Below are 20,992 nucleotides of genomic sequence, written 5' to 3' on the forward strand. Positions count from 1 at the left end.
GTATTCGATTTATTTAAAAATCATATTTGGGACATTTGTCCTATAGTATATTAATGAGGTTGGTGTAAAAATGCAGCTATTAAAAAAGCTAAAAAAAGCTTCGCCAGGCTGGTTTTTGCTGACAGTCGGGATTATAATTCTGCTTTTAATTCCAAATTTAAATATTATTATTAATTTATTTGGAGAAGCAGGTGAGAACTGGGAGCATGTAAGAAATTATCTGCTTGTTAACTACTTTCAAAACTCTCTGATATTAGTACTTGCTACCGGTCTGCTGGCGGCCTTTTTAGGAGCAGGTTTAGCCTGGGTAATAGCTGCTTATAATTTTCCAGGAAGGGATTTTTTGAGCTGGGGGCTGATTTTGCCTCTGGCTATTCCTCCCTATATAGGAGCCTATGTTTATCAGGGAATGTTTAGCTATACAGGGCCATTACAGACATTTTTGAGAAATAAATTTCAACTGCGACTTTCACAGCAGTATTTTGATTTCATGAACATCAGAGGTGCTATTTTTATCTATACAATTTTTCTTTTTCCTTATGTTTTTTTAATGACCAGAGCCTTTTTGTCTAAACAGTCAGCTTCTCTGCTGGAAAGCTCAAGGCTTCTGGGAAAAAGTGACAATACTATCTTTTTTAAAATCATTCTGCCTCTTTCCCGCGGAGCAGTAGTTGCCGGCAGCAGTCTGGTAATGATGGAGGTTTTAAATGATTATGGTGTTGTAAAATATTTTGGGATTAGTACCTTTACCACAGCAATTTTTAAAAGCTGGTTTGGAATGGGAGATTTACCAACATCGGTGAGGCTGGCAGTAATGGCTATGCTGGTGATATTTGTAGTTTTGTTTATAGAAAAACTGCTGCGGGGAGGTAGAAAGTACAGCTATTCTACTTCTAATATTAGACCGGTGAGCAGAAGAAAACTAGAAGGGAGTAGAAAAGTACTGGCTCAGCTTTTTACCTATGGAGTTTTCTTTTTTGGGTTTCTACTTCCCACGGTTCAACTTTTATACTGGAGTTTTTTAAGCAGAGGTGGAGGGTTAATGGAAACTCTGCATTTTGCTTTCACTTCCTTTTTAACTGGAGGAGGGGCAGCGGTTCTAATTTTGACAGGTGCAGTGATAATTGCAACAACAGCCCGGATGAGTTCCAATTTTGTCTCCAATCTTTTAGCACGGATTACAATTCTTGGCTATTCTATTCCTGGGGCTGTAATTGCAGTTGGAGTTTTGCTTTTTATGCTGCAGCTTGATGGTGTCTTATCTTTTCTGCAGACGGGATTTGGAATAGAAGCAAACGTTGTTTTAAGCAGTACCTTAGTTATGTTAATTTTTGCCTATGCCGTGCGTTTTATGGGAATTGCTTTTAATTCGGTTAACAGCGGTTATGAAAAAATTGGTGAAAGCTATTTTGAAGCTTCCAGAACTCTGGGTAAAGGAGTTACGGAAACATTCTTTAAAATTGATCTGCCGATGCTGAAACCAGCTTTAATGAGTGGATTTTTACTTGTTTTTATAGAAATAATGAAAGAACTACCGCTGACCATGATTTTAAGACCTTTTAATTTTGATACCCTGGCAACAAAAGCTTTTGAATATGCTTCTGATGAGATGATTTATAGAGCCGCCGATCTATCTCTGGTTCTAATTTTCTTTTCAGCAGCTGCTATCTATTTAATTACTCATCACCGAAGGAGGAAAAATAATGCAGTTAGAAATTAAAAATTTAACTTTTGCCTATAATAAAAAAGAAGCTAATATAGTTGATAATTTTAACCTGGAAGTAAAAAAGGGGGAGGTTGTAGCTTTAGTTGGTGCCAGCGGCAGTGGTAAAAGTACGGTTCTGCGTTTAACTGCAGGTCTGGAAATCCCTGACAGTGGAAAAATTTCAATTGCAGGTCAGACTGTAGCTGGAGACCATAAATTTAGAGCAGCAGAAAAAAGAGAAGTGGGAATGGTTTTTCAGGATTATGCCCTTTTTCCCCATTTGAGTGTGGAAAAAAATATTGGCTTTGGTATTGATCATTTAAGTAAATCTAAAAGAAAAGCCAGAGTCAAAGAGCTTTTAAAACTGGTAAACTTAGAAGGTTTTGAAAAAAGATATCCCCATCAATTATCAGGGGGGCAGCAGCAGCGAATAGCTCTGGCTAGAACCCTTGCTCCAGGGCCAAAACTTTTACTTTTAGATGAACCTTTCAGCAACCTGGATGCCGAATTAAAAGATAAAATCAGGGGTGAATTGAATCAGATAATTAAAGAAATTGGAGTTACAACTATTTTAGTTTCACATGATAGAGAAGATGCAGAATTTATGCAGGCTAGAGAGATTATAATGAATTAAAATGATTTTTAAAAAAGCGAATAGGCTTTAAGTTTTCTTATTAGTAACAATTATTAATAATAACTGTTATGACGGGCAGAATAAACAATTTTTTTGCAAAAAAATCTTGACAAAAGTAATTTAGTTATATATAATTTTACTTGAAGTTGAGAATCGTTTTCAATTAATTATCTTGATTAATTATCTTTTAATAAGAAATAAGAACAAAATGTCCTTCGGACAATCTGTAATATAGTAAGGTTAAATTTTTTTAGATTAGTTTTAGGTTAACCTAAAAATTGGGGGAAAAGAAAGTGGAAGCAGAGATTAATTTATCAGAATCACTGGAAGATTATCTGGAAGCTATTTTTAATTTGATCAAAGAAAATGGCTCAGCTAGAGTAACAGATATTGCACGTTATTTAGAAATAGCAGCGTCTTCTGTCAATCAGGGTTTAAAAAAATTGAATCAAGAAGGTCTAATTAGTCAAGAAAAGTACGGTCCAATAAAATTGACTAAAAGTGGTTTCAAAGCAGCAGAAAAGATCTACTGCAGACATAAAATTTTATATATTTTTTTTAATAAAACACTCGGTGTAAGTAAAAAAAATGCTGATCAGGATGCCTGTAGTATTGAACATGCTTTAAGTGAAGAAAGTTTCAGCAAAATGGTTGAATATCTAATTAAAAATAATTATATAGAAAAGAAAAATTGTGCTTTCGAAATGAACACCGAGAAGGAGGAAGTAAAAATGACAGCAGAACAGCTGATGCTGGATAAAATTAAAGTTGGCTCTAAAGTAGAGGTAGTAAAAATTGAGTCTAAAGGTCGTTTAAAAAGAAAATTAATGGATATGGGTTTAAATAGAGGTGCTAAGGTTGAAGTTAAAGGCAAGGCGCCAATGGGAGATCCAATCGAAATTAAGGTTAGAGGTTACAGTTTGAGTTTACGCCGGGATGAAGCAGCAGAGATCCTGGTAAAGGAGGTTTAAAATTGATGCCTTTAGCGATGTTAAGAAAAGGAGAAACAGCCTGTATCAAAGAAATAATTGGCGGCAGAACAGCAAAGGGTAAATTAACAGATTTAGGTTTTGTCAGCGGGAAAAAAGTTAAGATTCACAGCAGTTCAGGTGGTCCCTTAATTGTAGCTTTGGGAGACAATAGAGTTGCACTGGGACACGGACTGGCTCATAAAGTAATGGTAGATACTGAAGGATGTGAAAGTTAATGTCATTAAATAAATTAAGAGGAAAAAATAATGAAGTTAAATTAGCTCTGGCTGGCAATCCCAACTCCGGTAAGACAACTATGTTCAATGAACTTACAGGTTCCAGACAGCATGTTGGAAACTGGCCGGGTGTTACAGTAGAAAAGAAAACAGGTAGGGCTTCCTATCAGAATTATTCACTGGAGGTTATTGACCTTCCTGGTACATATTCTCTGGGAGCATATTCGGAAGATGAAGTAGTGGCAAGAGATTTTCTAACTACCGGCGATTATGATGTAGTTTTAAATATTATTAATTCTGCTAATCTTGATCGTAATCTATATTTTACAGTTCAGCTTTTAGAGATGGGTGTAGATTTAATTGCAGTCTTAAATATGGCTGATGAGGCTGAGAAAAAGGGAATTAAGATTGATAAACAGAAACTTGGTCAGCTGTTGGGCACTCCTGTTGTAGAAACTGTTGCTAGTAAAGGTCGAGGAATTGACAATCTATTTGCGGAAACTGTTCAGCATCGTGATTTATCTGAGGCTGCTTTAAAAATCGATTACGGCAGTGAGGTAGAAGCTTTAATTTCCGAAGTAGTTTCAATGCTCAAGAAATTTGATTTCACCGGTCAGATCAATCAGCGCTGGGCAGCAGTTAAGTTGATTGAGCATGATCCGGAAGCTGTAAAATTACTGGAGAGAGAAGTCGGAGCTTCTAAGGCTAAAAAAATCAAGAGTTTAATTGCGGAGAGGGAACTCAAGGCTGAAGATGATTTTGATAATATTATAATTGATCGAAAGTATGAATTTATAAATAAAGTTATTGCCGAAAGTGTACAGCGGCCAGCAGAAGATCAGGAGCTGGAAAATGTATCTGATAAAATTGACACGATTGTAACCAATAAGTATCTTGGGATTCCTATCTTTATGACAGTTATGTGGGCAATTTTTAAGTTCACATTTACTGTTGGTGAACCACTGATTGGGTATATAGAGACTTTCTTTGAAGCTGCAGGGGGCTGGATTGGCAGTCTGCTTTTAGGAGCAGGAGCTTCACCACTTATTACTTCCTTTATAACTGATGGAATTATTGGTGGGGTAGGTTCGGTACTGGTTTTTATTCCAAATATTTTTCTATTATTTCTGGCGATTGGTGTTTTAGAAGACAGCGGTTATATGTCCCGAGCAGCCTATGTTATGGATAAGGTAATGAGCAAACTTGGTTTGCACGGAAAGTCCTTTATTCCCATGATTGTTGGCTTTGGCTGTAATGTGCCAGGAGTAATGGCAACCAGAACTTTAGACAGTAAGCGGGACAGAATTATTTCAATTTTAATTAATCCACTGATGTCCTGTTCAGCCAGATTACCTGTTTATGTAGTATTTGCTGGTGCTTTATTTTCCAATCATGCCAGTACAGTTGTCTTTTCACTCTATGCATTGGGGATTGTAATGGCAGTAATTATGGCAGGTGTCTTTAATAAAATATTATTCAAAGGTGAGCGTTCTCACTTTGTAATGGAACTGCCACCTTACCGTTTTCCAACTTTAAAAGGTGTCTTTATTCATATGTGGGAAAAGGTTGGAGCCTTTCTAAAAAAAGCGGGTACAATTATTTTCTCAGTTGTAGTCTTAATCTGGGTACTTGCTAATTTACCACTGGGTGTAGAATATGCTTCTGCAGAAAGCTTAATTGGTCAGTTTGGACAGCTGATAGCTCCAATTTTTGAACCCTTAGGATTTGGCAGTTGGCAGGCAGCATCATCACTTGTCTTTGGTATTTTAGCAAAAGAGGTAGTTGTTGGCACTTTAGGTGTGGTTTATGCAGCTGGAGAAGGCGGCTTGAGAGCAGCTTTAACAGCAAACTTCAGTCCACTGGCAGCCTATTCATTTTTAACCATGGTGCTTTTATATACTCCCTGTATTGCTACTCTGGGAGCTATTAAATCAGAAACTCAGAGCTGGAAGTGGCCCTTAATTACAGCCTCTTATCTTTTTGTCCTGGCCTGGGTAGTAGCTTTTATAGTTTACCAGGGTGGAATGCTGCTCGGTTTAGGAGTTTAATCAAATAATTAAAAATGTTTTAAGCTTGTAAGTTTAAGGAGGTAATTATGGAATATTTATTTTTAGGAGTTTTAGGTTTTGGCAGTCTTTATTATATAGGGAAAAAGGTTTACGGTGGGATTAAGGGAACAGATAGTCCTTGTGCCGGCTGTAGTGATAAAAGCTGTCCGGCAGCAGGTGGAAAAGAGTAATATAGGTATATATAATATAGGTACCAGGTACAAATAAGCTTATTTGTACCTGGTACCTAATAATATTTAAATTGCCTGTTCCTGTTCTGAAAGCATAATTTCTTCTTCAAAATGAGTACTGTTAATTTTTCTAATGTAAATTCCCATTGTGGTAATAGCAACTACAATACCGGCTATAACTGAGAAGTTATAAGCAAGTTGGAAACCCTCAGGTGCATAGAGAATATAGGTTACAGAAACAGCTGTCATAAAGAAAGCTGGAATTGAAGCGATCCAGTGATTTTTACCGCGCTTAGCAAGCCACATTGCTCCAGCCCATAAAACAACCATTGCTACTGTCTGATTTGACCAGGCAAAATAACGCCAGAGAGCATCAAAGTTAATCTGAGATAGAGCTCCACCAACAATGAAAATTGGAATAGCAAGCAGTAATCTATTTTTAACAGACTTCTGCTCGAGTCCAAAAATATCAGATAAAGTTAAACGCACACTTCTAAAAGCAGTATCTCCAGAAGTGATTGGAGCTGCAATTACACCTAACATTGCCAGCACTCCACCGACAGCTCCCATCATTGTACCTGTAATCTCGTGGACGACACCGGCCGGTCCACCAAGAGAAGCTAGAGCTTCATTTAAGCCACCAGTTCCCTGGAAGAATGTCATAGCTGCAGCAGCCCAGATTAGTGCCACAATACCTTCTGCTACCATTGCACCATAGAAAATTTTGCGTCCTTCTTTTTCACTGCTTGTACAGCGAGCCATAATTGGTGACTGAGTTGAGTGAAAACCACTAATTGCACCACAGGCGATTGTTACAAATAGTAAAGGCCAGATTGGTAATTCACCAGGGTGCAGATTGTTTAAAGCGATATTTGGAATATTATAATCTCCAAAAATCAATCCTCCACCAACACCCAGAGCCATAATTAAAAGTGCACCACCAAAGATTGGATATAATTTACCGATTATTTGATCAACTGGTAAAAAAGTAGCAATAAAATAGTAAGCCAGAATAATAACTAACCAGATATTGACTCCCATAAAGCCTGGTGTTAAGTTAGCCAGCAGCATAGCAGGGCCAGTCATAAAAACAGTTCCCACTAAAACTAAAAGCACAATACTAAAGACCCTCATAATCTGTCTAATTGTGCCGCCAAGATTTTCCCCAATAATCTCAGAGATGGAGGCTCCACCAGAGCGGATAGAAAGCATGCCGGAAAGATAATCATGAACACCACCGGCAAAAATTGTTCCAAATACTATCCAAAGAAAAGCACTTGGGCCCCATAATGCACCGGCGATCGCCCCAAAAATTGGTCCTAAACCAGCAATGTTTAAAAACTGAATTAAAAACGCTTTTTTCCAGTCCATTGCTATGTAATCTACACCGTCTTCCATCGAAATTGCAGGAGTTTCTCGCTCCGACTGTGAATCAAAGATTTTGTCTACAATTTTTCCATAAGTAAAATAACCAATAATTAAAACAGCTAAAGAAATAAGAAAAGATGCCATAAAATATAACCCCCTAATAGTTTTTTAATACATCTTAATTATATCTGGATCAGGGGATTATAAAAGGCATTTTAACTGAATTGTAAAAATATTATACTCAATTGCATTATTTAAGATTTAACAGTGTATTTATTTGATCAACCTTGGATCTGCTGACTGGAATTTTATGTTCCGAAAAATCTTCCATTAATACCTGATATTTACCTTTAAACCAGGGAATTACAGCTTTGATATGCTTTAGATTAACAATATAGCTTTTATGAATTCGAAAAAATTGTTCCGGCAGCATATTTTCTAAGTCTTTGAGCTGAAATTGGGTTATATATGATTTTTTATAACAGTGAGCCCAAACCTTTTTATTTTTTGTTGAAAAGTAGTAGATATCTTTAAAGTTAAGCATCAGATAATAATCTTTTTCCATAACGGCAATTTTATTTAGACATTCTTTTTGTTTGGAATTATTTAAATTGGCAAAAAGATTTTCTAACTGCTGATTAAAATTATTATTATTATTATTATTATTATCCCTAATTTCTTTTTTTGCCTTTTCTAAACTTTCCTGCAGCCGTTGGTCAGAAATCGGTTTCAGCAGATAATCTACAGCAGATAGCTGAAAAGCTTCAACAGCATATTCATCATAAGCAGTTGTAAAGATTATATAAGGAGCATTTTGCTGCTGGTTTAAAATTCTAGCAATTTCGATTCCACTTTTACCAGGAATCTGAATATCTAGAAAGAGCAAATCAATTTTTACTTTCTTTAATAACGAAAGTGCCTTTTCACCATCAGCTGTTTCAGAGATAACTTCAAAGTCAGGATCTTCTTCAATTAAAAATTTTAATTCATCTCGAGCCAGCTTCTCATCTTCGACAATCATAGTTTTGACTATCAATTTGCTTTTCTCCTCTCAAAAAGAAATTCAGAAGGGATATTTATTATATTGCGGGTACCCTTATTATTTTTAGCCTCTATAATAAGTTCAGCGTTATTTCCATAGACAGAGTGCAGTCTTTCCTGGATATTGCTAATTCCTATGCGATCATTATTTCCTTTTTCAATTTCAAAAATTTTATCCTGAGAAATTCCACAACCATTATCTTCGATGATGACCTGAAGTTTATCAGCTATTTTTTGAGCATTAATAATTATTTTGCCGCCCTTTTCCTGAGGATAAATTCCATGTTTAATAGAATTCTCAATTAAGGGTTGAATAATAAAAGGTGGGATAATTGTATCTTTTAATTCAAATGGTATTTCCCATTTAACTTCAAGCCTTTTATCCAATCTAGCCTTTTCTATACTTAAATAGTCTTTGCAAAAATCAATTTCTTCAGCTAAAGTTATTTGGTAGACATCTCTTTTCAATGTTCTGCGAAAAATTCCGGCTAGTTTTATCAGTAGTTCTCTGGCTTGTTGGGGTTTGGTTCTGCAAACTGCAGCTACTGCATTGAGCGAATTAAAAAGAAAATGGGGGTTGATTTGTGCCTGTAAAGCTTTTAGCTCCGCCTCACTTTTTAGTTCAGCTTGTTTTGATAATTTTGCAAGTTTAATTTGAGTAGCTAAAAAGCTTGCTATTCCCTCAGCTAATTTAATATCGAGGACAGTTATTTTCTGCTGACAGCGATACAATTTTAACAGGCCGTAAATACTATCTTCAATTTTTAAAGGTGTAATGACTGCATCTGTTAATTGACAGCTGTCATGTTTACAGTTAATATTTTTTTTACTGTCTATTAAAATCGTCTTTTTTTCTGCTATGGCTTTGCGGCTGGCTTCTGTTTTAATTTTTTCGCCTGCTAAATGGTGATCTGCTCCGGTTCCAGTAAAAGCAATAACTTTTTCTTTGTCAGTTAGGGAAACTGCATCAACCTGACTTTCCTTTTTAATCATTTTTATAATTTCTGCAGCAGCTTCTGGATTTAAATCATTTTGGAGCAAAGGTAAGGATCGATCAGCAATAGAAAGTACTTTTTCTGCCTGGAAAGCTCTAATTTTTTCATTATCTTCTTTTACCTTATTCAAAATACTGATAAAAATAGCAATTCCAATACTGTTGCTTAAAATCATTGGGATCCCAATGATTTTAACTAATTCAACAGCTTGACTAATTGGGCGACTGAAGAGCACAACAATAATCATTTCAATTGTTAAAGCAACAACACCAATTAAAAAGCCGTTTTTGAAGTCAATTTCATTATTTTTGTATTTTTTATAAAAAAGACCACCGATTAATCCACTACTTGTCGTACCAATTGCACAGGCTAAAGCAGTAAAACCACCTAGAGAAAAGCGGTGCAGACCGGCAATCAAACCTGCTGTTATCCCAACAAGCGGACCACCGAGAAGTCCCCCCATTAAAGCACCAATAGCCCGAATGTTGGCATAGGCATTCATAATAATGATGCCCAAAAAAGTTCCAGTGATCGAAAGTACGGCAAAGAAAATTGTTAAAAATATTTTTTCATATTTATTAAAATTATCATCAAAAATGTGTTTTACACTACTGAGACGGCTGAGAATATATGCAAAAGTAGCAATAACACTCATGCTTTTGAATAAAGTAAATAGTAATTCCAAAATTTTATTGTTAAACATGATCCTCTCCTTTAAAAAGTCAAAGTCAGCACCTAAATAAATAATACTACAATATAAGTCTTTATTCAAATTTGATTGATTGCTATTATTTAACTTAATTGATATACTAAAGGGTATAGTAGAGAATAAGAATTTAAAAAAGATCTAGGAGGAGGAAAATGGAAAAAGAAAATATACGTTATCAACAAGGGAAAAAAATATCAATTATTAGCATCTTAAGTAATGTTTTACTTGCTGTACTTAAAATATTTATTGGATTTTTTGCTAATAGTAAAGCCTTAATTGCAGATGGGTTTCATTCTGTTTCAGATATGGCCTCAACAATGATTGTGATGGTTAGTATGAAATTTTCAGAAACACCAGCTGATAAAAATCATCCTTATGGACATGAAAAAGCTGAAGCACTTGGGACCAATATTTTAGCAGTTATTTTAGTTTTGACTGCTTTTTTTCTGGGACGAGATGCAGTTTTAACAATTGTGAGTGGTAATATTGCGGAGCCTGGGAGCTGGGCTTTATTTGCTGCTTTTGTTTCAATTATAGTTAAAGAAATACTTTATAGATTTACAATAAAAATTGGAGAAGAAATTAACAGCAGAGGCTTGATTGCAGATGCTCATCATCACCGCTCAGACGCTTTATCATCAATAGCAGCTCTGATCGGAATTGGGGGAGCTAAATTAGGCTTTAGGTTTTTAGATCCGCTGGCAGGGTTGGTTGTAGCACTTTTAATTTTAAAAGTTGGTTATGAAATAATGAGGGATACTTCTTATGAACTAATGGATGGACGTCCGGATAAAGAAAAAATTAATGAAATTAGAGACTTGGCAGCTGAGATTGAAGGTGTGATCGAGATTCATGACATTAAACTAAGAAGCTATGGCCCCAATTATATTGTTGATTTAAAAATAGTTGTTGAAGATCAGCTTTCGGTAGCTGATGGGCACAATATTGCCTGCCTGGTAGAAAAAAAGATTATTAAAAATAGTGATGATGTTAAAGATGTGATGGTACATGTAGATCCACTTTCTGCTCATCAAAACTAATTTTATTACTTTAAAATATAGGAGAGGGCTGCAGTGTTAAAAATAATTACTATCATCAGGGATGTAATAGAGAAAAATAAAATAGAAGCCTATCTTAATCAGGCGAAAAGAAAAATTGACAATGTTGATTTTGAACTAGTTGGGGGATTTAATGATAATCGAAAAGCGGTTAATTATCTTTATCAAAATGATGATATCGATATCATCATAGTTGAAAATAGAGAAGACGAAATTTTTTCAGGATTAGATTTATTAATGTTGGCTGATAAAGAATTTACAGGATCAAGCATTATGCTGTTAACTGAATCAGATAAAAAACTGGATCTTGATTATGAAAACACCAATAATTTAACAGCTATTTTTAATAAAAATGATAGTTATTCAGCTTTTGCTAACCTATTATCATTAACAATGTTTAAGCAAAAAAAGAAAAAAGAAGATTTAAAAGCTAGAGAAGAGAAACTAAATGATTATCGAACTATTATTGATCATACTCATGATGCAATATTTTTAATTAGAGTTGACTGTGATGATAATTTCTATTATAAAAGAATTAATGCAACACATGAGCGTTTAACAGCTTTAACTGATAAAGAAATTAGAGGTAAGCGGGTCAACCAAATTTTTAGTGAAGAAGTAGCTGTCGAACTAGAGGCGAAATACAGTAAATGTTTAAGAAAAAAAGAAAAAATTAATTATACTGAAAAAATAACTTTTCCAGCTGGTCAGAAAGCATGGCAGACTACTTTATATCCTGTGGTCAGGAACGGAAGAGTAGAAGAAATTGTAGGGGCCTCTTATGATATAACAGAGTTAGAGAAGCAGGAACAGAAATTAAATCACATAAAAAGATATGATAAGCTTACTGGCTTATATAATAAAGAGTATTTTAACCAACTTTTTGGAGAGTTGAATCAGAATAATGAGGATAAACTAGCATTAATCTTAATTAATGTAGAAAATTTTCATTTAATTAATAAATTTTTTAGTTATCAGCAGGGAGATGAGGTCTTAAAACAAATAGCCTCAATTCTGGCTCAAATTTCAAATAAGGATATAATTACAGCTCATTTATATGCTGATCATTTTGCAGTGATGTTAAAAAATAAAAGTGATTTTCAAATAGATCAAAAACTTAATTTTGTACGGAAAAAACTTGCGAAAATTAATATTAATGGGATCTATATTGATATATCAGCAGTTTCAATGATCAAATTAGATAAAAAAACAACTGCCCAGAATTTTTTTAATGATGGGGTTTCCAAAATCAATTTTAGTAAGTATAAACAAAGTAAGGAAAGTAAGTTTTATAGTTCAATCTTAAATTATGTAGAAGAAAATAATTATATCAACTTAAGGCAGGGAAATAGACTTTTAAAAATTTCTAAAAAGACTGCAGAATATTTTAATTTAAATTCTGAAGAAAGATCTAAGCTGCTGCTTTTAGCTAAGCATCATGATCTAGGAAAGTTAGCTCTTGCCAAAAATATTGTCAAAAAGGGTGCTAAATTAACAGAGGTAGAATGGTATGAATATCAAAAATATGTTCTAAATTCAGCAGTTTTTGCAGCTTACTATCGTGATTTAGTTGATATTTGTGATCTTATTTATTCTCAGGCAGAACACTTTGACGGGAATGGATGGCCTCAGGCTTTAAAAGGAGACCAAATTCCATATTTAAGCAGACTTTTTGCAGTAATTAATTTTTACAGTAAATTAAAATCAAATATTTACTTCCCTTTTCTGCAAAATAAGTACTATTTTGGAGCTTTAGAGGAAAAGGAAATCATTGATGAATTAGAATATTATAAATCTAAAGTATTTGATCCAGAAATTGTGGATAAATTCATTAATTTTTTAAATAATAAAAATAAATAGAATACAACCAATTAAAATTCATGTTATCCACAAGTTATTAACAAAACAGGTGTTTTATCCACAGTTGTTAACATTTAATTAACAAAAGATGTGGATTAATCAGCATAGTTACCAACATGTTATCCACAAATTGTGGATATTAAAAATGATTATCACTTACAATGATCGATAATATGTAAATAAAAGCCATTCTAGTAGATTTTATAAAGATTAATGTGGATAAAATAATAAAGGAGGTAGAACATGAGAAAATTTTCTCGAATAAAATCAAGTGAGATCGGTCATACACCCGGAACTTTACATGGTATAGAGAAAGAAATTGATGCAGAAATTGAACTGATAAGATTTAATGAGGATGATATTAAGCGGGAAATGATCGAAGAATTTTCACTTGAGCTGATTGAAGAAGAGAATTATGTTAACTGGATTAATATTACCGGCATTCATGATGTTGAGCTGGTAAAGGAAGTTGGTAAGTTAATTCAGCTGCATCCACTTACACTAGAAGACATTACAAATACCAGACAACGTCCTAAAAAAGAAGAGTTTGATAATTATATAATTACAATTTTAGATATGCTTAGTTATCAAGGAGAGTACATACAGTCAGAACAGGTGAGTTTAATCTTATTAGAAAATGCAGTTATAACTTTCCAAGAAGCACATGGAGATGATTTTAATCAAGTTAGAGTTAGGATTGAAGAAAATAAAGGTCAAATTAGAAAAAAGGGTGCAGATTATTTATTTTATGCTCTCTTAGATGCAATTGTAGACAATTATTTTCATATTTTAGAAAGAAACGAAGAAGTGCTGGAGGAACTTGATGATCTGGTTGTTGCAGCTAAAACTGGCCCGGATACTTTAGAAAACATTCAGGATTTAAAACAGGAAATAGTTTTTTTGCGCAAAACTATCTGGCCTTTAAATACGATCTTTGGTAATTTATATCGGGTTGAATCACCGCTTTTATCAAAAGAAACAGATTATTATTTGCGTGATGTTTATGATCATGTAGGACAATTAATGGATGAAATTGATGTGGGTCGCGATATGCTTTCCAGTATGCTGGAAATTTATCTTTCAAATAAGAGCAACAAAATGAATGAAGTAATGCAGTTTTTAACTGTAATTTCTACTATTTTTATTCCCCTTACTTTTATTGCCGGAGTTTATGGAATGAATTTCAAATATATGCCAGAACTGGACTATAAAATTGCTTATCCTGCTGTTATGTTCTTAATGCTGTTGATTGCTGTTGTACAGCTGATTTATTTTAGGAGCAAAAAATGGCTTTAGATTTATTAGCAATTATTTCGGCAGCAGGGACAGGGGCGATAACTGGCTATTTAACAAATAATCTGGCCTTAAAGATGATTTTTAAAGAGTACGGTCCACTTGGGGGAGTGGTAATCAAGACTAAAGATGAGTTTATTGACAGCATTTCTGCTTTAGTTGAAAGAGATTTGATTAATCATCATACTTTAAAAGAAGAATTTTCTCATCCGAATTTCAAAAAAGAATTTAGTAGAACTGTAGATGACTTTATAAATAACCATTTAGAAAATCATAGTTCTAAAACTTTAATTTCTGATATACCTGCCTGGGAAGATAACCTTGAAATACTAACAGAGGGTGCAGCTGAAGCAATAGTGGAGCTTTTAGGTGTCAGTAGTGAACAACTAAAAGACGTTGAATTAAATAAACTTATTGCTGACTCTGATCAGAAGAAAATTACTGCTGAAATTTACAGCAGAATTCTGAAAAAGCTAGAATCTGAGGCTGTGGTAGAAAAGCTAGTCATTGAATTTTATCAGCAGCTGCAGAATAAAGAGTTAAAAGAGCTCTTAAATGTTGAAAGCAGAAAGCAGCTTAAAAATACCATTAAGAAGCTAAATGAAAATTTTAAGAACAACTATCAAAAACTTAACCAGCTTGAAAAAAATGATTTTAAAGAAAAAACTAAAGAACTTTTGAATTTAGAAGATTTTAGTAAAGATATAATAAATGAGATTAAAAAGATTAGAATTAATGACCTTTTAAAAAGTAAAACTGAGATTGAAAAGGCGAAAGATAAAGCAAAAATCAGGAAGATATTAAAAGAGATGTTGGTAAACATTAAAATTGAACTTAACAATTCTGATTTTATCTTAGCAGATTTTTTAACTGAAGATCTCGAGGCAGAATTAAAGGCTGAAGTAGAAAAAATTATCTCTGCTGGAGATTCAGAACTATTAAACTTCTTAACTGAAGAAGAAAACGAGTTAAATAGCTTAATCTTTGAGGCTGTAGAAGCTGAGATCGAAGCCAGTGCTGGTTTTAAAGCAATGAGTCGTCAGGGTATTTATAGTAAATATCAAGAAAATATAGACGAATATGCTTTGCCAACAACTTATCTAATAGACTATCTTAGAGACAATCTAAATGCTGATAAGCAAAAGATAACAGAGTTCTTTTTTAGCAAAATAAAAAAAATAAAGATAAATAAACTAGTAAGTAAAATTGAGATAGAAGAGCTTACTAATAATTTAGAAACTTTAATCTGGGATTTTTATCAGCAAAATAAAGATAAAAGATTAATAGAACTTTTTTCTGAAGATTTTTTTGCTCAGGACTATTTTTCAAATAAAATTATGGATTTGTTGTTCTCCCTGATAAAAAAATTAAGCGAGGAATCAGAATCAATAGATATTATGGTTGATTATGTATTTAACTTTAGATTGAAGGATTTAATTACAGAGACAGCAGTTAATAATAAAAAGGAGATTGCTGCAGCTAATTTTTATAAATTCATGCAGGAAGAGAATGTAATTCAGGCACAAACTGCTGCTTATTTGAATCAAAATTTCTTTGCTATTTTAAATAGTAAAGTTAATAATTCTAAAGCTAAATTTAAAAATTTAATTCAAAGGTCCTTTAGTAATTTAAAAACCACATTGTCAGCAGAGGAAATATCTTCTTTTTATAGGGTTTTTAGAGACAATCCAGAAGCTGTTGCAGATTTAACTGAATCAATATCGACTTTCTTTTATAATAATTTACCTGAACTATTAGAAGGCAAAATTGCTGAAGCAGCATCAACAAATTTACATAAACTTTCAGATCAGGAAGTTCAGGCTGCGATAGAAGATTTTATGGGTAAAGAATTAAAACCAATTACTTATCTAGGAGCTTTGCTGGGTGCTGCTGCTGGGTTGATTTTTGCTGCCAGTGGTGCAGAAACTGCGATCTTTAACGCTTCCCCGGTTTGGGTTGACTATTTAAGTTCAGCTGTATTATACGGTGGGGTGGGTTGGTTAACTAATGTTTTAGCAATCTGGATGATCTTTCATCCTTATCAGCAGAAAAAATTAGCTGGTTTCAAATTGCCTTTCACTCCAGGAATAGTAGCAAAGAATAGAAGTCGTTTTGCTAATTCTATGGGTAGATTTGTAGAAAAGGAGCTGCTAAAAGCTAATTCTGCAGCAGAAATTATAGAACAAAATCATTCACAAATTAGTGCTCGGACTGTAGAATTTTTTGAAGAAAATGACTATCAGCAATTTTTTGATCTTATTACAGAGAATAATCAAATTTTAGCTGAGACAATTTTGAACAGTTTAAAAAGTATAATTTCTGAATTAGATCAGCAGAGCTTTGAAAGTGCAGCAGCAGCTTTTAATCAGGAATTAAATTTATTATTTAAAGAGAAAGCTGGAGACTTTGATTTTGCTTTTGAGTTTACTAAATATTTAAAAGAAGATAATGATTTCTTAAATTTAGAGTCCAGACTTAGTTCCAATTTTAAGACGGAAAAAATAATTGAAGCAGCTGCTGGTGAATATAATTTAGAATTTAGTTCAAAAGAGCTGAAAAATTTTATGCAGAACAAAGAACTTTATCCCATAGTAAAATTTTTAGTCCCGTATTTATTTGAAAGAGAAATTGATTTTGATTTAAAACAATATCTAATTAACATTGCAAAAGAAGAAGCTGATCATTATTTGGATCAGGGTCGATCTCTATTTTTGGAGCAGCAGGAAAAAACGGCTCGTTTGATTAATTTTAAGAAAGATGAAATTATAGAAAAAGAAAAAGAGAAAAAAGGTGGTCTGCTTAAAAACACCTTAATTTCTGGCGCACTCTACATGGCTGATTTAGATGAATTTATAGATTCTGTTGTGGCAAGAGTGTTTAAGCAGCTGGAAGATGAATATTTTATAGAAAATAGAAGTAAATTAGAAAGTATATATTTCTCATTTATAAATAAGATTGAAAATAAAGAACTAATGACTAAAGATAGTTTGAAGACTAATCAGATACTGAAAAGATTCTTAAATACAGAAGCGGGATCTGAACTTTTAACAGAAGCTTTATATTTAAATGAAGATCTTCTGACTGATTTAATTGATTTAACTTTTAAGTCAGAAAACAAAAAGCTTTTTTCCTTGAATTTAAGCATTGAATCTGAATTAGTTGAGTTTTTTATAAATGAGCATTTAAATCTTGAACAGAAGTTAGAGATTTTAATTCAGTTCAAAAAATTAATTTCTACAGATAATATAAAAAAGGAACTTGGTCAGTTAATAAGACAGCTTGACTTTGGTCTTTTAAATCAAGAGTTAAAGAAGATATTTGGCGGGCTTAAATTATTAGATGCCGGATATTTTGATGCTGAATTCTTAGCAAAATTTAAAGAAAATAGCAGCTCGTTATTAGATGATCAAAAATTAAGGAGATCTTTGCTAAGTCAACTTGAAGCTGAGATTTCAAAAGTGACTGAGACTTTAAAAATTGAAATGAACAGAGACAGTTTAAGATATTTATTGACTTTAGTTATTGAAGCAGGAATTGATAGTTTCAAAACCAATTCCGAAGCTTTACTTTCAAGTCTTGAATTAAAAGAGTTGACTGCCAAAGAAATACGGAAAATGAATCCAGCAGAAATAGAGAATATTTTTGATAGTTTTGCCGGAGAATATTTCAATCATCTAAAACAGTACGGCTGGTTTGGTGGTGTTTTTGGTGTGCTGCAGCTGCTTTTAAGAACAGTGATTTAAATATACATCAATTTAAATTAATAGGGTGATATAATATGAATTTAAAAGGAAAAATAATTGCATTTGTTTTATTAATTTTAATATTAACTATACCTTTTTCTGGTAAGGCTGCCAAAACAACTGTGGCAGTAACTATAATGCCCCAGCTGGAAATGGTGGAGGCAGTAGCGGGGGCAAGGGTAGAAGTTGTTGAAATGATACCAAAAGGCTTCAGCCCATCTAATTATGCACCATCTCCTGCTGAAATGAGAGCCTTTAATGAGGCAAGCATTTATTTTTCGATAGGAGTCCCAGCCGATATGCAGAATATTTTACCAAGAGCGGAAGACCAGTCAGATTTAGAAGTAGTAAAATTATTTGAAAGAATTGAGTCTAAATATCCTCATCGTTATTTTGGAGGAGGGGATGCTGAAGCTGAAGAGGAACATCAGGAAGTTGAGGCTGATGAACATGGTCATGGGGGGAGAGATCCCCATATTTGGCTTTCACCAGCAAGGGTTAGTTATATGGTAAAAATAATTAGAGATGAATTAATTGAGATTCTGCCTCAGTATGAAGCAGAATTTAATAAAAATGCCGAAGTTTATTTAGAAAAGCTGGCGGCAGTAGATCAAGAAAACAAGGAAATCTTAGCTCCTTATGAGGGTGAGAAAATACTGGTTTATCATCCAGCGTTTGGATATTTTATAGAGCATTATGGCCTGGAAATGATAGCAATAGAAGCTGAGGGGAAAGAGCCCGGTCCCAGACATCTGCAGGAAATTATTGAATTTGCTAAGGCAGAAGGAATAAACAATGTTTTTTATCAGGCAGAAATTGATAGTACAAAAACAAGAGCTGTTGCTGAAGAATTGGGTGGAAAAACTATCCAGCTCAATCCATTAGCTAAAAATTATCTTGAAAATTTAAAAATAATGGCTGTTAAAATGGAAGCTGAACTTAAGGAAAGAGATGATAATTAGTGAGTTATGCAGTAGAACTGAAAGATGTTTCAGTTAAATATGGTAATTTGGATGCCTTGAAAAATATCAGTCTCCAGGTTGCAGAAGGTTCTTTTTTAGGGGTTATTGGCCCTAACGGTGGTGGTAAAACTACTCTATTAAAGGTCATACTGGGGCTGATTGAACCTACAACAGGAGACATTAAAATATTTGGTCATCCTTTAGATCAGGCAGTGGATAAGATTGGTTATGTGCCTCAAATTTCAAACTTTGATCGAAACTTTCCAATTAGTGTGCTCGATGTAGTATTGATGGCTCGGCTTGGAGGAAGAGTTAGATTTTTTCATCAGTATAAAAAAGAAGATATAGAAAAAGCAGAAGCGGTATTGGAACAGCTGAATCTGCTGCAGCTTAAAGATCGTCAGATTGGAAAGCTATCTGGGGGTCAGCTGCAGAGAGTTTTAATTGCCAGAGGTCTGACTGTAGAGCCTGAGATTTTACTTTTAGATGAGCCTACTGCAAATGTTGATGCTAGTTCTACTTCGCAAATTTATCAGTTATTGAAAGAGTTAAATAAAGAAAAAACTATCATAGTTGTAACCCATGATATGGCAGCTGTTTCTTCTTATTTTGATAGTTTAGCCTGTTTAAATGAAAAACTTTATCATCACGGGGATAAACAGCTGGATCAGCATACAACTGAACAGGTTTTTGGCTGTCCTGTTGATCTAATCGCACATGGCCATCCTCATCATGTATTTGAACCTCATGGAGAGGGGGAAAATGATGATTGATGCAATTTTGAATTATCAATTTATGCAGAATGCTTTTTTTGCTGCAGTTTTGGCCAGCATTGCCTGTGGTTTGATTGGGACAATAATTGTTGAAAAAAAACTAGTGATGTTAAGTGGAGGTATAGCTCATACCTCTTTTGGAGGTATTGGACTTGGCTATCTTTTGAATATCGAGCCCATTTATGGAGCTTTTGCTTTTGCAGTTGCTGCTTCTTTGGCAATTGCTTCTATTCGCCGCAAAATTGGCACCGGTTCTGATACTTTAATTGGTATGTTTTGGTCTCTTGGAATGTCTTTAGGTGTATTATTTATTGGCTTTACTCCTGGTTATCCACCGGATATCTCATCTTATTTATTTGGTGATATTTTAACTGTCCGGAGAGTAGATGTTTGGCTGATGGCAGCTTTAACTATTTTTATGATAACTGCAATCAGCAGTCTTTTTAATTATTGGAAAGCTTATTTATTTGATGAAGAATTTTTGCAAGTATTGGGAGTTAAATCTAATCTTTTAGAAAATTTTCTTTTTATTATGATTGCTATTGCAATAGTAATTTTAATCAGAGTTGTAGGAATTGTTTTGGTAATTGCACTTTTAACAGCACCACCAGCGGCAGCTCGACTATATACAGACGATTTAAAGAAAATCATGGGTCTTGCCGTTATTTTGGGTCTTGTTTTTTCATTTAGTGGTTTAACTTTTTCTTATTATTATGATCTTCCATCTGGTGCAGTGATTATTATTACAGCGGCAATTTTCTATTTTGGTTCTGTAGCTGTTAAAGGTCGAAATGATTAAATACTTAAATTTAATTCTATCAATTATCAGAAAACAAAAAGTGAGTATTTTAAAGAAAAATTATCTTTAATTAGCGCTTAGCTTTAAATTTGTCTGTAGATTCTAATTGAAATATTTGTGATTTGTCTATAAATGTATTAAGATAAAAATAGTTAATTAAAAATTGAATAGTTTTAAATAAGGGTTTTAGTCACTATTTTGGTGTTAATAGCGAAAATAACTGGCTGAATTAAAATGGGAAAGAGGTGAAAAACCTCTGCGGTCCCGCCGCCGTAAGGTTTAAAGATAATCAAAATTGTCACTGGGAAACTGGGAAGGCTGATTATTAACTGAACCGAGCCGGAAGACCTGCCTTTATTTATAAACACCATAAACTCACGGGTCATGAGGGGGTGTTGAGCAGATTTTATTTAATAAACTACAGCTTATTCTGGTTTAAGCGTAATGAGCTAATTTTAAATAAAATTCTGACAACTAACTTTAATTATCAATCCTTTTCGTGCGGCCTGTGCGGAGAGGATTTTGTTTATTTACATCAGTTTTTTAAAAAAATTAGAATTAAGAGGGAATGTTTAATAAAACTGAAAAATATTTAAATATTGCTCA

16 protein-coding genes and 1 riboswitch are annotated in these 20,992 nt (G+C 33.6%); of the genes, 13 read left to right on the top strand and 3 right to left on the bottom strand.

Features of this window, described 5'->3' with window-relative positions; genetic code table 11:
• The first annotated feature begins 70 nt into the window (after nucleotides 1-70).
• From C7954_RS02370 to C7954_RS13570, 6 genes are all read left to right on the top strand, one after another.
• Nucleotides 71-1,720, top strand: a complete 1,650-nt coding sequence (locus C7954_RS02370) for an ABC transporter permease (RefSeq protein WP_089716355.1) — start codon at nucleotides 71-73, stop codon at nucleotides 1,718-1,720.
• Nucleotides 1,704-2,339: an ABC transporter ATP-binding protein gene (locus C7954_RS02375; protein WP_073157263.1), complete on the top strand. Its 636-nt coding sequence runs from the start codon at nucleotides 1,704-1,706 to the stop codon at nucleotides 2,337-2,339. Before C7954_RS02370 ends, C7954_RS02375 begins: the two co-directional genes overlap by 17 nt.
• A 293-nt stretch (nucleotides 2,340-2,632) precedes the next feature.
• On the top strand, nucleotides 2,633-3,310 hold the full coding sequence (locus C7954_RS02380; RefSeq protein ID WP_073157266.1) for a metal-dependent transcriptional regulator: 678 nt from the start codon (nucleotides 2,633-2,635) through the stop codon (nucleotides 3,308-3,310).
• A 5-nt stretch (nucleotides 3,311-3,315) separates the two neighbouring features.
• The gene (locus C7954_RS02385; RefSeq protein ID WP_081374523.1) at nucleotides 3,316-3,546 is read left to right on the top strand and encodes a FeoA family protein; all 231 of its coding nucleotides are present in this window, start codon (nucleotides 3,316-3,318) and stop codon (nucleotides 3,544-3,546) included.
• Entirely contained in the window at nucleotides 3,546-5,594 is a 2,049-nt protein-coding gene (gene feoB / locus C7954_RS02390; RefSeq protein ID WP_089722787.1) for a ferrous iron transport protein B, read from the top strand. Before C7954_RS02385 ends, feoB begins: the two co-directional genes overlap by 1 nt.
• 47 nt (nucleotides 5,595-5,641) lie before the next feature.
• Entirely contained in the window at nucleotides 5,642-5,785 is a 144-nt protein-coding gene (locus tag C7954_RS13570) for a hypothetical protein (RefSeq protein WP_166635202.1), read from the top strand.
• A 66-nt stretch (nucleotides 5,786-5,851) separates the two neighbouring features.
• Here the strand turns inward: C7954_RS13570 and C7954_RS02395 are convergent, their stop codons facing one another.
• From C7954_RS02395 to C7954_RS02405, 3 genes are all read right to left on the bottom strand, one after another.
• On the bottom strand, nucleotides 5,852-7,297 hold the full coding sequence (locus C7954_RS02395) for a carbon starvation CstA family protein (protein WP_134058598.1): 1,446 nt from the start codon (nucleotides 7,295-7,297) through the stop codon (nucleotides 5,852-5,854).
• 106 nt (nucleotides 7,298-7,403) lie between these two features.
• On the bottom strand, nucleotides 7,404-8,189 hold the full coding sequence (locus C7954_RS02400) for a LytR/AlgR family response regulator transcription factor (protein ID WP_166667666.1): 786 nt from the start codon (nucleotides 8,187-8,189) through the stop codon (nucleotides 7,404-7,406).
• The gene (locus C7954_RS02405) at nucleotides 8,186-9,892 is read right to left on the bottom strand and encodes a LytS/YhcK type 5TM receptor domain-containing protein (RefSeq protein WP_089716357.1); all 1,707 of its coding nucleotides are present in this window, start codon (nucleotides 9,890-9,892) and stop codon (nucleotides 8,186-8,188) included. The genes C7954_RS02400 and C7954_RS02405 overlap by 4 nt, the downstream gene beginning before the upstream one ends.
• Nucleotides 9,893-10,050: 158 nt before the next feature.
• Between C7954_RS02405 and C7954_RS02410 the strand changes: the two genes are divergently transcribed.
• From C7954_RS02410 to C7954_RS02440, 7 genes are all read left to right on the top strand, one after another.
• On the top strand, nucleotides 10,051-10,938 hold the full coding sequence (locus tag C7954_RS02410; RefSeq protein WP_073157282.1) for a cation diffusion facilitator family transporter: 888 nt from the start codon (nucleotides 10,051-10,053) through the stop codon (nucleotides 10,936-10,938).
• A gap of 33 nt (nucleotides 10,939-10,971) precedes the next feature.
• Entirely contained in the window at nucleotides 10,972-12,816 is a 1,845-nt protein-coding gene (locus tag C7954_RS02415; protein ID WP_134058601.1) for a diguanylate cyclase domain-containing protein, read from the top strand.
• Between the two features lie 243 nt (nucleotides 12,817-13,059).
• Entirely contained in the window at nucleotides 13,060-14,112 is a 1,053-nt protein-coding gene (gene corA / locus C7954_RS02420; RefSeq protein ID WP_089655373.1) for a magnesium/cobalt transporter CorA, read from the top strand.
• Complete coding sequence (locus C7954_RS02425; protein ID WP_134058604.1) at nucleotides 14,103-17,852, top strand: DUF445 family protein; 3,750 nt, start codon at nucleotides 14,103-14,105, stop codon at nucleotides 17,850-17,852. Before corA ends, C7954_RS02425 begins: the two co-directional genes overlap by 10 nt.
• Nucleotides 17,853-17,887: 35 nt before the next feature.
• The gene (locus C7954_RS02430; RefSeq protein WP_134058607.1) at nucleotides 17,888-18,814 is read left to right on the top strand and encodes a metal ABC transporter solute-binding protein, Zn/Mn family; all 927 of its coding nucleotides are present in this window, start codon (nucleotides 17,888-17,890) and stop codon (nucleotides 18,812-18,814) included.
• On the top strand, nucleotides 18,814-19,587 hold the full coding sequence (locus C7954_RS02435) for a metal ABC transporter ATP-binding protein (RefSeq protein WP_073157297.1): 774 nt from the start codon (nucleotides 18,814-18,816) through the stop codon (nucleotides 19,585-19,587). The genes C7954_RS02430 and C7954_RS02435 overlap by 1 nt, the downstream gene beginning before the upstream one ends.
• Nucleotides 19,580-20,386, top strand: a complete 807-nt coding sequence (locus C7954_RS02440) for a metal ABC transporter permease (RefSeq protein ID WP_073157300.1) — start codon at nucleotides 19,580-19,582, stop codon at nucleotides 20,384-20,386. The genes C7954_RS02435 and C7954_RS02440 overlap by 8 nt, the downstream gene beginning before the upstream one ends.
• Nucleotides 20,387-20,557: 171 nt before the next feature.
• A riboswitch (cobalamin riboswitch) is annotated at nucleotides 20,558-20,756 on the top strand.
• Nucleotides 20,757-20,992: the final 236 nt, after the last annotated feature.

It is taken from the genome of Halanaerobium congolense (genome assembly GCF_004366375.1).
Classification (GTDB): Bacteria; Bacillota; Halanaerobiia; order Halanaerobiales; family Halanaerobiaceae; genus Halanaerobium; species Halanaerobium congolense.